Annotated in this window: 9 protein-coding genes; all 9 read right to left on the bottom strand. The window is 45.2% G+C overall.

What is annotated here, in order from left to right; translation table 11 throughout:
* Positions 1-17 precede the first annotated feature (17 nt).
* Positions 18-890, bottom strand: a complete 873-nt coding sequence (locus AB4Z17_RS04615; RefSeq protein ID WP_441958437.1) for a carbohydrate ABC transporter permease — start codon at positions 888-890, stop codon at positions 18-20.
* 1 nt (position 891) lies between these two features.
* Complete coding sequence (locus AB4Z17_RS04610; RefSeq protein ID WP_441958404.1) at positions 892-1,854, bottom strand: carbohydrate ABC transporter permease; 963 nt, start codon at positions 1,852-1,854, stop codon at positions 892-894.
* 39 nt (positions 1,855-1,893) lie between these two features.
* Positions 1,894-4,713 carry an extracellular solute-binding protein gene (locus tag AB4Z17_RS04605; RefSeq protein ID WP_441958403.1) on the bottom strand — a complete coding sequence of 940 codons (2,820 nt, stop codon included), beginning with the start codon at positions 4,711-4,713 and terminating at the stop codon, positions 1,894-1,896.
* 176 nt (positions 4,714-4,889) lie between these two features.
* Positions 4,890-6,395 (bottom strand): ABC transporter substrate-binding protein, encoded by a 1,506-nt coding sequence (locus AB4Z17_RS04600; protein ID WP_441908013.1) that lies wholly within the window; start codon positions 6,393-6,395, stop codon positions 4,890-4,892.
* Positions 6,396-6,486: 91 nt separating this feature from the next.
* Complete coding sequence (locus tag AB4Z17_RS04595) at positions 6,487-7,752, bottom strand: glycoside hydrolase family 125 protein (protein ID WP_441958436.1); 1,266 nt, start codon at positions 7,750-7,752, stop codon at positions 6,487-6,489.
* Between the two features lie 245 nt (positions 7,753-7,997).
* The gene (locus AB4Z17_RS04590; protein ID WP_441958401.1) at positions 7,998-9,659 is read right to left on the bottom strand and encodes an alpha-amylase family glycosyl hydrolase; all 1,662 of its coding nucleotides are present in this window, start codon (positions 9,657-9,659) and stop codon (positions 7,998-8,000) included.
* A 4-nt stretch (positions 9,660-9,663) separates the two neighbouring features.
* A complete protein-coding gene (locus tag AB4Z17_RS04585) occupies positions 9,664-10,503 on the bottom strand; it encodes a sugar ABC transporter permease (RefSeq protein ID WP_076268893.1) in 840 nt (279 codons plus the stop codon).
* 2 nt (positions 10,504-10,505) lie between these two features.
* Positions 10,506-11,819, bottom strand: a complete 1,314-nt coding sequence (locus AB4Z17_RS04580) for a carbohydrate ABC transporter permease (protein WP_441908015.1) — start codon at positions 11,817-11,819, stop codon at positions 10,506-10,508.
* Positions 11,820-11,948: 129 nt separating this feature from the next.
* The gene (locus AB4Z17_RS04575) at positions 11,949-13,259 is read right to left on the bottom strand and encodes a sugar ABC transporter substrate-binding protein (protein ID WP_441908016.1); all 1,311 of its coding nucleotides are present in this window, start codon (positions 13,257-13,259) and stop codon (positions 11,949-11,951) included.
* Positions 13,260-13,341: the final 82 nt, after the last annotated feature.

The following is a 13,341-nucleotide window of genomic DNA, read 5'->3' as shown; positions in this document are numbered from 1 at the left end:
TTCTTCCCCTTCCATGCCTATTCTTTCATGCCTGATGCAGACATGGTCTCTATAATCTTCGACTGCGAGATGATAAACACGATGATAGGCACAATCATCATCAGCACCGCTGCAGCCGATCCTGTCCCTGTACGGGCAATTCCGCCGGCTAAGATTTGGGACAACGCATAGTTTAAGGTTTTCAGCTCCTCGCTTTGGATGAAGTGATTCGCGCCGATTCCCCACAAACCTTGCATGGAGAAGATGATGAGCGTCAGCCAAGCAGGCTTAACCATCGGCATAACGATTGACCAGAAAATCTTCCATTCGCTGGAGCCGTCAATGCGAGCCGATTCCAAGATGGCGTCGGGAATCATCTGATCCATAAACTGCTTCATGAGATACAATCCGAGCGAGGAGGCAAATGCCGGAACAATAATAGCCTGATACGAATCAATCCAGCCTAACGAAGAAATGATGATAAAGTTCGGTATTTGGGTGACGACACCGCTAAACATAAGCGAGAGCACGACTGTGCTGAACATGATTCCTTTGCCAGGAAACTTATGTTTGGATAAGACATAAGCGCATAAGGAAGCGATGACCACATGACCAGCCGTACCAACAGCCGTTATGAATACAGTATTAAAGATATACCGGCTGAAGGGCACCCACGAATCGCTCATGACAGCGAGCAAATCTCTGAAGTTATCTAAGGTTGGGTTATTAACTAGAAACCGCGGAGGGAAAAACCAAATCTCCTCCAATGGCTTAATCGAATTCGAAATCGCATATACCAGTGGCAGCATCATAAAAATGCCAAACAGCAGCAAAAACAAATAGATGCCAAAATCCGCAAAAAAGGAACGTTYAATGCCGCTCTTGCTTCGATGAAGCTTGATTTGAATCACTTCATTCACCTACCTTTGCCAGAAGCATTTGCACAATCTTATTCGCTCCAATCATGATGATAAATAGAATGGTAGCTATAGCAGAGGCATAGCCCATTTCATAACGTATGGCGCCGTAATCCTCCAAGTGGTTAACGATGGTATGCGCTGCATAGCTGTTGCTTGGCATGCCGCACAATGCGGTAACAATGGCGCCGGTGCCGAACGCGCCGGTAATGCTCATTACCGCCCCGAACATAAGCTGCGGCTTCATCGAAGGCAGCGTGACGTACCAAAGCTCCTGCCACCGATTTTTAACACCATCCATAGCCGCTGCTTCATAAAGCGTTCGATCTATCCCCTGCAATCCCGCGATAAAGGAGAGGAAGCTCGTTCCAACACTGGTCCATAAGGCAACGATGACGACGAGAGTCATCATATATTTCGGATTCTCAAACCATAGAATAGGCGAAGAAATGACATTATAACGAAGTAGAATAGCATTGGCATAACCATAAGCGTCCTTGTTGAAGAAAATGCCCCATACCAAATAAATGTTTCCTGAAATGGATGGCGCGTAAAAAATTAAAGTTAAAATCGTTCTCAGCGACTTCGGCAGCTCATTAATAAGCCAAGCGAACACTAGGCACATGATATAACCGATCGGACCTACCATCACAGCTAGCAGGAACGTATTTCCGATCGCTTTAATGAAAATATCATCGCCTAGAAACAGCCTTATATAGTTGTCCATGCCAACGAAGATAGGCGCTTCGAGCAAGTTAAACGAGAAAAAACCTAAAATCAATGAAATAATGACGGGCAGAGCGGTAAAAGCAAAAAACAAAATCATATAGGGTGCTGCAAAGAGGTAGGACACTTTATTTTTTTTAATCGACTTCCAGCCCTGCTCCAATTTTCGCAAGATCGGATTGCCCTGCCTCTTAGGCTCAACAGCTCCTGATATCACCAAATCTCTACTCATGAATGGGTCCTCCTGAATCAGTAAAATCGCAAGGCAGCATCATTCCAACTTGAACTCCCGCCTTTTTCGCGTTATTTCAGTATTAACTTCTTTCACATAGTCCAGAAGAGATTCAGGATCTCCGTTGTTATACGCCGTTGCGGCAGCGAATCCAATACTTCGAGTTACATAGTAGCCGCCCGGCACCTCCGGTGTACCTGTTGCGAACGACCACTGCGTCATCAAATGGTCATACTCTGTTTTTGTCCAAGGCATATTAACAAGGGCTTCCATATTGGCGGTCGCTTGTTTGGCTGCCTTGCCGAGAATCGCTTCCATTTCCATTCCGAATCTGGACTGCGTCTCTGCACTCGTCCACCACTCCATAAAGCGCCATGCGTCATCCTTTTTCTGGACGCCCTTAAGCATCATGATTGCTGTCCCCGTCGACGGCGTCGCCCGGTTCAATTGTCCGTCCTCCATCACCGTTCCAGGAAGCGGAGCAAATTCCCACAGTCCTTTAATTTCAGGAGCAAACGCGATTAATTGGTTGTATGTCGTATAATCCGCGATGCCTATCGGCATTTCCCCAGTTCGGAAGCGGTTGCTGAAATCATAATCCCTCGGAAACTTATAGGTCGTGAACAGCTCCGTCTGCTTCTGGAACGCGTCGATCGTCAGATCGTCTTCCAGCGTTGAGCGGCTGTGCTCCTTGTTGTAAAGCTCCCCATTCTTCTGATACAAAAAGATTTGCAAGCCGGTAATATCCGCCGGAAAACCAATTTGCATATTTTGTTTCTGAATTTCCGGTATTAGCTTGTAAAACTCATCCCATGTCTCTGGAGCCTTCAGCCCCATATCATGCAAAATATCTTTCCGATAAAACATCATGGGAAACGATTGTGTTTCCGGCAAAGCATATACTTTTCCGTCTAATTCGAAGGGCACTAATGCACTTGGATGGAATCTAGAGGCAATCGCATCATAGTTCGGCATGTCTTTGATGTTCTCCACCGCATGTCTTAACGCGTATTGAATAGGGTCGGCAGCTAGATTTCCCATCGCCACATCCGGACCCGTACCTGCGAGCACCGATGGCAAAAGCGTCCCTTCCGTTACCAGCTTGAGCTTTACGTTTATGCCCGATTCCGGCGTGAACGTGTCATTGATCATTTCCCTAATAATTTGCGATTGATCGCGTCCAGACGTCAGCCATACTTCGAGCGGCTCTCCTTTGGTTTCACCTTCTGTATTCAAGGCATTGTAATCCACAAAAAAAGACATCGAAAATGACTTCGCTTCAAACACCATTTTTTTGAAAAAGGATGCATCCGCTTTTGGCAGCTTCTTGGACAACGGCATCACGCTAAAATAATCGACCGTTAAAGGCTGCTCGCCTACCGTCAAGATCCACGTACCAAGCGCGCCTACATTTTCTTTAAAAGGGGTAAACGTCTTCGCAATATTGGCTTCCGGATTTTTAACCATTTGCTCGAGCTGGAAGGCGACTTTATCGAGCAGCACCATGTTTTCGCCTTTTTGACCAACCAGCGCCTCCATGTCAGCCGATACTTCTCTAAGTATCGCGGCATGCTCCTTCATGGCGGCTATCGCATCCGGTATTAATTTCTCAAAGCCGTAATCACGATACAAATCCGGCTCAGCGCCGGTTATCATCAGAATTTGCCGATATACGGCATTCAGTTGAAATAAACTATCATCAACCCTGTTCAGCACATCAGCCAAATCTCCGAGCGTGACCTCCATCGTCAGCTCATGCTCACCCGGTTCTAGGTAAAAAGAAAACGCCTGATCGTCGTTCCCCAATGTTTTCACTTGCCAGTTGTTCCCGTATTTAAATTTCACTGCTTTCGCTTCTTTAAAAGGTACGGCTCCATCCAGCAAAATTTTGCGGTTGACGTACATCCCAGCTAATTTGTTTTGCTTGAATCTCGTTGCAATCTTGTACAGCCCTGCTTCCTCTACCGTGAATCGGTAGCTGATCCATTGACCCGGCATTTTCCATTTATCGCCGCCTATGCTGTTCAAGCGAAGCTTCGATGGGTCCTGCGGCTCGGTTATAGCCGATGAGCGATCGGACACCGGATATAGCGTATTATCAGATTTCTCAAAGCTGTTTTCCGCTTGAACCTTAATTGTCTCGGCGTCCGCTTCCTTATAGCCTTTTGCTTCATAACCCGCTTTTACTTCATCATAGGTCGGAAGCTCCTCCGCTTTATAAATACGAACGGTATTTAAAACCACTGATTCCCTCACCGATTCGAATCCAATGGTATGCTTACCTTTTTCCAAATAAAATAGTAATGGATCGTTATAATAACCAAGCAAATCATGCAACAGCACCGTTCTCCATCTAGGCGCTTCCGTCTGTTTCGGCCTAATGTCATTTCCTTTTTTGTCTTGCGCAATCTCGCCTTTGTCCTTCCAAACCCGTGATAAATTTATGTATTTCGCTTCGTTATAAGGTACTTCACCGTCAATTGATATCATTCTTTCAATGGAATTGCCTTTCCCATCTATCGGGTAATAAAGCAGTTCTACATTGTACATTCCACTCTCAGGAACGTTAATTTCCCATTCAATCTTTCCGGTTTCACCCGTAAGAACAGATTTGCCTTCCTTTCCTTCAAAATGATCGAGGGTTTTCAACTCTCCCTCCGCATTCGTATATGCATCTGCCTTGATCACAATATCCGCGTTTCCAGCTTTTTTATCGGCGTGCTGTTCAAGATAGGCGCGGTAGCTTTGCAGCTTGATTAAGTTGTCATCCTTGCTTGCAAATGCCGCATGCGGCCATACAATCACCAACAAGCTTAAGGCGATTGCTGCAACTGATAATTTCGCTATTTTATTATTCATAAACGTTCAACTCGCACCGTCATATTTGTTTCCTCCATATAGACAGAGATTCATTGCCTTTTCGTGAACGATAGGGAAAGCAGCCTCTTTTTTTTGCAAAAAAAAGAAAAGGGGCTGTTGCGCTAGCAGCAATCGTCATCTGTCTGACAGCCCCTTTATCTATTTGATGAAAGCTGCTATTCCGCCTTTTTCTCTTCCTCAGGCTTCGGTTCAGGCTCTACGAATTCACCTTTCAGCCTTAAAGCAAGCTCCTCAAGACCAATATTTACAGCATCCTCGATTTCCGCTACCTTGGAGGCAGGCTCCAGGTTCTGATCGTAGAACCCAACATCGGGAATGAGTGCCAAACCACTGTGTACATTGCCTTGCATTTGCTGACCGATGAACGCCATGTCCGATACGCCATAATTTTTCAGCTGCAACAGCGTTTGAAGCGATTCCTCATCACGCAACTGCGTGAGAGCAATTTCATCCATCCAAATTTTCTCTTCGCTTTGCGCTTTCCACGCTAGTGCATCCAAGATAAGCCCTGTTTTATCAAGCTCTTTGTTCGTTACCGGCACTGCGATCGAAGGAGCATCATGGCTTACCCAATCAAGATAATTGTCTGTGTTGTTGCCCATTGGCAATGGGATAAAGCCAAAATCACTTTCCATTTCATAAATCGGATCAATAACGCCTCTGCCTCTGGAATAAGCTAAAAACAGCGATTTTCCTTCTGCAAAAGCTTTCACGTAAGCGTCCATATCCTCGCCTTCGTTTTTCGGGAAGAACGTATCTCCTTTTTTCGCCATCTTCTTAATCATTTCAATCGTCTCGTATGCTTTTGGTGTATTTACTGCATATTTCATCTTTCCATCACTGGCGATATCAATGATTTTATTGCCGGATGCCAGATAAAGCGCTACAGAGATATCCCAGTCATGTCCAGTTGCCAGTCCATAACGGTCATTGCTGTCCATCACGCCATCACCATTTAGATCACGTTTTGCCGCTTGCTCCATCTCGAGCATTTTCTGGAATGTCCATTGTTTGTTTTTTACCAGCTCATAAGGATTTTCAAGGCCTAGCTCTTGAATAATGCTTTTGTTGAATGCCAGAACCCATACTTCATCTCCCTGGTTAGCGAATGGAGCTGCTGTTCCATATGTTCTGTTGTCATAAGTGAGCAAGAATGAAGTGTTGTATTCCTTCCAATAATCTTGATCCATCCGAAGGTTAGGAATCGTATTCATGTCCACAATACGCTTTCCGTTGATATGTCTTCCCAGCTCCCATGTAGGAGCAACGATGATGTCAGCATATTTGTCGCCCGCTAGTACCGCCGCGCCAAACTCTTCCTCGGAATGTTTTCTCACTTCAATTTTTACGTTGTACGTTTCTTCTACCCACTTGATACGATCGATAATGGCATTGGCATGATCAGAGCTTCCTTCTTGCGGGAACCATCTGTTCGCATTGTTATCCGCAACGATAAATTTATAACCGCCTAAATCTTTTACTGGAGGAGCTCCGTCATCTGGTGTTGCTTCCGGACTTGGCGAGGCTGTGTTTTCTGCCTTGTTCGTTGCTTCAGCCGTCTCCTTGTCTTTGCCTCCGCCGTTATTACTTGTGCAAGCACTCGCAAAGATGGAAATAATGAGGACGCATACGACTAACAAAAACATTCTCTTTTGTTTCATTTTTCTGCCCCTTTCAAATCTTTTATTTGTTATGCAAGTCCTGTCCGCAGCGGAGTCAGGCCCGCTCTAACACAAGTGGAGGTCAAACCAATTAAAAGAGATGCTGTTTCTTGTCTTCTACGAGCTTATAAATAAGTTCACCGAGTAAGCTGTTAGCCCATGCAAACCACGGTCTCGTGAATTCATTCGGATTGTCTACGTGAAAACCCTCATGCATAAAGCCAGTACCGCCATCTGAGCTGATTATCGTTCTTAGAAGTTCTTGTATTTCTGCGTCGTTGTCTGAAGTGAGCGCTTGCATGACTAGGCTGATATGCCATATGTAATTCGTGGGAGTATGCGGGCTTCCGATTCCTCTAGCTGCTTTTCCTGCGTAATAATAGGGATTCTCTTCACTTAAAATAAACCTTCTCGTATTCTGATAGATCATATCCTCTTTGCTTGTATATCCGAGATAAGGAATCGACAGCAGGCTTGGCACATTAGCATCGTCCATCAAGTTGTAATTTCCTAAGCCATCTGTTTCGTAAGCGTATATTTCGCCAAACGTTTCGTGCTTGTATATCCCAAATGCTTTGATGCCGGCATCGATTTCGCCGCCTAATTTCTTGGCTGCGAGCGCCAGTGTTTCGTCTTTGTATATGTCTTGGGCGATTTCTTCCACATATCTCAGCACAACAACAGCGAACATATTCGCAGGAATCAAATAATGATATTTGCACGAATCGTCGCTTGGCCTAAATCCCGACCATGTCATTCCTGTATAGGCGACGGGACTCCCTTTTCCACCGTGGCTTAACGTATCCGATTCTGGACAATTAAATCTTTGGAAGCTGTAGCTCGATTGTTCTGCATGCTTCTGCTCGACTGTCCAAAGCCCAATAATTTTGTTAACCGCTTCTTTAAAAGCATCATCAAACATTGCGGTGCTGTTTGTTGCCTTCCAGTACAAATAAGCGAGCTGTATCGGGTAACATAGGGAATCAATTTCATATTTTCTTTCCCATACCCATGAATTGCCCTCGGTTACATCTTCCGTATGTCCCCTGTTGTCCGGGCCTTTATTGAATGCGTTTGCATAAGGATCAATCTGGATATATTGCATTTGCCTTTTGATAAGTCCCTCTATCATTTTCTGATAGTGGCTGTCTGAAACAGCCAGTGGAATATAATGCCGAACCTGAGCAGATGAATCACGCAGCCACATGGCTGGTATATCACCCGTAAATACAAAAGTGGTTCCATCCTCAAGCCATTCCGTCGTCGTCTCCAGCGTGTTATAGAAGCAGTTTTTATAAAACTTAACGATTTCAGGCCACTTTTCCAGAGATGAAATCAATGCGTCACTCTTTTTCATATCGGTAATAGACAGATTCATTCGCAAACATTCCTCCTAATGGTGATCCTTCTACAAGTTGGACAAAGCTTTGTGATAAGCGCTTACAAATAGTATATTATAAACAATATGTCAACATGTCAATATACCAACTAGTAATTTCCTTAATTTTTTTACAAAATTTGAATACAAATGGGCTGGAATCGCATTGGAACGCACAAAAAAAAGAGGGAGCAGCACCGGCGGTGCAGCTCCCTCTTACCGTATTATTTTAATATGACTGTGGTGTAAGCCGGAATGGTCAGTTTCCCATTATCCAACTTAGTCCCATCATTGCTTGAGTGAATGATCCCCTCGAATGATCCAAAAGTTTTGGATGGCTGAAGATCAGTCATCTGCTCCTCGCCCGATAGATTGTGCACAACAAGCACTCTCTCGCTAGCAATGACGCGAACATATACACTTAGCTTCTGATTGGCAGGCTCCAGCTTAAACTCGGCTATTCCGCCATTGCGCAAAGCGGGCTCCTCGTTCCGCCACTTTATGAGCTCGCGATAATGGTTTAACAGCGAATTCTGATCTGCTGTCTGTGCCTCAACAGATACCGTCTCGGCATTCCCATTGAATCGCGATTTCTCCCRAGTGGTTTGACCTTCTCCTCCGCTTGCTGCGCTATACCAAGGCATTGGCTCACGAATGTATTCATCCGGCTTAGCCCCTTTCATGCCCAGCTCCTCACCATAATAAAGGTACGGGGTGCCTGGCAAAGTAAGCAGCATTGCAGCAGCCATCTTGGCATGATTGGTATTGCCGTTTAAAACCGTCATGACACGATTCTGATCATGATTGCTTAGGAACGGCGCATCAACAAATGTACCACCAGATGATTTCTCGTAAACACCGTATGCACGTCCTAGAGAATAAGCTAAGTCTGCATCCTTCTCCGTGCCGGCTGCACTCAGCAGCCGACCAGCTAGATCAAAGTGGAATGCGGAGTTCAGCGCTTGGTCAAAGTAAGGCGCAATAACCGTTAGTGAATCCCAAACCTCTCCGATCAGATAAGCATCTGGCTTCACTTTGTTCATGCCAGCTCGGAACTCTTGCCACCATGCTTTATTTTTCGCTTGAATCTCAGGCGTGCTGGCCGTAGACGCGTAGTCGCCGTAAATATGCTTTGCCGCATCAAGGCGGAAGCCGTCCAGCCCCTGCTCCAGCCAGTATTGTCCGATCTTAATCATTTCCTCGCGAACCTTCGGCTCGTCAAAGTTCAGATCGGGCATGCCTTCCCAGAAGACACCTAAATACTTGAGACTGCCATAGCTATGCCATGGATCACCGCCAACTGCCCCATCTGCTCTAACCTTCTCACCTTGTTTAGCAAATGTGTACCAGCTGCGGTAAGGACTGTTCTCATCCTTTAATGCTTCTTTGAACCAAGGATGCTCCTTGCTCGAATGATTAACGACAAGATCCATAATAACTTTAATATCGCGCTTATGCGCTTCTTGAAGCAGTTTCTGCAAATCATCCAGCGTGCCGTATTCCGGATTTACCGCATAATAATCGGTTGTATCATAGCCATGGTAGCTTGGCGAAGCGTTAATCGGCATTAGCCAAATACCGCTAACCCCAAGCTCCTTTAAGTAATCAAGCTTAGCGGTTACACCATTCAAATCGCCAATTCCATCTCCGTTCGTATCATAGAAGGAACGGACAAATATTTCATAGTATACGCCGCCAGGCTGCTCATCTACTGTGTAAGCAGCAGTGGAAGCTCCCCCGCTTGCACCTTCTTCATCCGCTTCTGCAGAAGCTGTGCTACTTGGTTTATTATTGTTCGCCGCCTCCTCTGAAGAGCAAGCAGCGAGCATAATAAAGATTAGCGAGCATAACAGGACTATCGCATAACGCAAACGGCTGCGGTTCATTCTCTTATCCTTTCGAAGCGCCAGACATCAGCCCTTGTACAAGGAAGCGCTGCAAGAAGATGAATAGGAGAGTAATCGGGATCGCAATCAACACCGCACCCGCGGCAAACAACGTGAAGTTGCTGTTCTGATAATTGCTTACAAGATCCCACATTCCTACAGCAAGTGTCCAGTTGTCTTTGCTTCGAAGTACCAATCTTGCAAAGATAAAGTCTACCCATGAACCAGCAAATGTAGTCAGCGCTACATAGGTTAACATCGGACGCGACAGCGGAAGCATGATTTTTACAAACACCTGCAGATGAGTTGCTCCGTCGATCCGAGCCGCTTCATCCAAGCTCCGAGGAATCGTATCGTAAAAGCCTTTAACGACAAAGCCACCGAGCACTGCACCAGCAGAATATACGATAATGAGCGCCGCATGTGTATCGAGCAGGTTAAGCTGCAATAAGAAGATAAAGATAGCGATCATACTCATGAAGCCAGGGAACATGCCCAGTACAAGCATAATCGTCAGTGTCATCTTACGGCCGCGGAAGCGGAAGCGCGACAACGCGTACATGCTGAGCGTGACCAGAATCGTAGAGAAGATCATCGTCAACGTCGCAATTTTGAGCGTATTCACGTACCAAACACCGTATTGGAAGCTTGGATTCGTAAATAACTCCTTATAATGAACAATCGTGAATGTATCAGGAATAAGACTGTCGCTAAACAGAGCCGTACCCGGGCGAAGCGAGGATAGCAGCACCCAAAGAGCAGGATAGATAGCGCACACAGCTATAAATATGAGAACGACATAGCTAAGTGTCAGGCGCACAATATTGGCGGTTTTCCGGCCCATTTTCATTGAATCATATCCTCCTCTTTAAATGACCGTGAGCGGCGATAGTTATAAATAGAGAACGACGCTACGATCAAGAAAATGATGATACCGATCGCGGATGCCATATTGAACTGACTATTGTTCAGCGTTAGCTTATACAACCAGGTTACAAGCAAGTCCGTGCTGCCGGCGTACTGGTAATCACCTTTAACCGGGTCACCGTTCGTGAGCAAGAAAATAACGTTAAAGTTATTCATGTTGCCAGCGAACTGTGTAATCAGAATCGGTGCCGTCGAGAACAAAATAAATGGCATCGTAATAATACGGAATTTCTGTATGCCTGTTGCGCCGTCAACATCGGCAGCTTCGTACAGGTCTTTCGGAATTGCAGTCAATACGCCTAGAATAAGTACCATTGAAACCGGGATACCAATCCACATATTAACGATAATAACCGTTACCTTTGCCCAAAATGGATCTGTCAGCCAAGGCAGCTTGCCCATACCAAAAAACTTTAAGTATTGATTGATCGGACCAAATTGTCCATTAAACAAATTTCTCATGACGAGCAAGGAGATCAATTGCGGAATGGCATAAGGAATAATGAACAATGTCCGCCATAGCTTTTTAAAACGAATGCCTTTTTGCTCAATTAGCAGCGCAACTAACAAACCGCCGAAATACGTCGTTACCGTTGCAATAACAGCCCATACAATCGTCCAAGTAAATACGCCAACGAATGTATGGCTCCACGTTTTCAAAGTCAATAGATTAGCAAACGTTTGGAAGCCTACCCAGTCAACCAGCTTAGCTGGCGGAATATGATCAGGCGATGCGTAGTTGGTGAAAGCAAGCATAATCATGAAGATAATCGGCATGATCGTTAGAAACAATACACCGAGCGCCGGAAGCGTAAGCAGTAAGTGCGGAAAATTATGATCCGTTACATACGCCCACGTCTTCCGAAAGCTTGCTGGCGCCACTCCTGCGTCTCTTTGCTTGCCGTTCAGATAAGCATCGCGGATATTCATAACATAGATAAAGACAAATAGCAGGAATAAAATTAACGTTATTAATCCACTGATTAGAAGAAAGATTGAATGGTCTCCCTCTACACGAACACTGATTTTACCTATTTTCTCAAGCCCTTGCGTTTTCTCTCCGAGCGTGACAACTCCCCAAATCGCTCTTCCTAGGTTTGGAATAAAATACATGAGCGCCGCTGCTTCAACAGCAAGCATAATTAAGCCTTTTATAAATTGGCGGTTATACAATTGCCCAAGACCCATTACGAGTAACGACAATATAGCCGCGGTGCTGCGATGACGATTCATCCCGCCTGGCTCCCTTCCTCTCATCTAAAAAAAAAAAACAACTTGCCTATTCCAATATGGAAATAACGGCTTATAAAACATCGGTTCACCCGCCGAAGGAATTCGGCGGGTGAAACCGTTGATATGATGTTATTTCGATGCCGCTGCGCCGTTGTTAGCGTCTTTAATTTGTTGCACGGCATTGTCTAAAGCTGCTTTTGCATCTTTGCCAGAGTTCCAAACATCAGCAAATGCTGCTCCGATAGGAGTCCATACATTGCCCATCTCAGGGATGGAAGGCATTGGCGTTGATTGGTTGAATTGCTCCAAGAAACCTTTTACCACTTCATTGCCTTGTACAGTAGGATCTGCTGCTGCTTCTGTGTTCGCAGGAATAGCGCCTGTCAGTTCAAAGTTTTTCAACTGAGCTTCTTTTGTAGATGCATAGTAAGAGAATAGACGTGCTGCATTCGGGTATTTCGAGAATGAGTTAACATACCAAGCTTTAATGCCTGAGAAGGAAGAAGCCGGTTGGCCGTTGATGCTAGGCAATGGAGCTACGCCGAAATCGATGCCAGCGTTTCTGTAATCGCCGATAGTCCAAGGTCCGTTAATATCCATTGCAAGTGTACCGCCGATGAACAAACCTTTTTTAATATCGTAGTTGATATCACCGGAGTTAAGCGGCAAAATGCTGTCTTTCAATGAACCGTAGTATTTCAAGCCAGCAATTGCGCCTTCTGTGTTAAGGCCGATATCGTCTTTGTTTTGACCGTTATCGCCGTATACATAACCGCCAGTTGAGATGAACGGATAGCTGAAGTAGAAGTTTCCTACATCCCACATAAGACCGTATTTGTTGTTTTTCGTATCGTTGAACGTTTTCGAGAATGCTACTACCTCATCAAACGTTTTTGGAGCTTCTTTGATTAGTGCTTTGTTATAAAATAGTGCGTATGTTTCTACCGAGCGCGGGTATCCATAAAGCACGCCGTCATAAGATACTGCATTTACTGCAATTTCCGAGTTTGCGCTTCTTGATTGCTCTTCATAGTAGTCATTTGGCAAAACCAATCCAGCTGTTACTGCTTTACCAAGGTTATCATGAGGGAAAAGAACAACGTCGGCGCCAAGACCTGCAGGGCCGTCTGTAACCAGCTTGTTTACTTGATCGCCTGCGCCGATTTCCTCGAATTTAATCTCAATGCCGTATTTTGCAGTGAATTCCTTCGCGATGGCTTCAACGAAAGGACGTTCTTCTTTACTTTCCCATACAAGCAGCGATGCGCCTTCTTCAGGAACGATCTCTTCTGATGCAGTACCTTCGTTAGCAGGTGTATTATTCGTTGGAGCATTTGTTGCATTTCCAGTTTTCTCTGTGTTTTCTGCCTTATTTGTTCCACCACAAGCGGAAACGATAAACAAGGCTGTGATTAATGACATTACAAACCACTTTTTCATGCTAGGTGATCCCCCTCCATAATGTGTTTCATGCCTTTTTTTGAATTCGCGGCGTTCCAACAATTCCTCAAGCTCTTTTCTA

This window comes from Paenibacillus sp. TAF43_2 (genome assembly GCF_052113545.1).
Classification (GTDB): domain Bacteria; phylum Bacillota; class Bacilli; order Paenibacillales; family Paenibacillaceae; genus Pristimantibacillus.
This window is presented reverse-complemented; position numbering and strand designations above follow the sequence as displayed.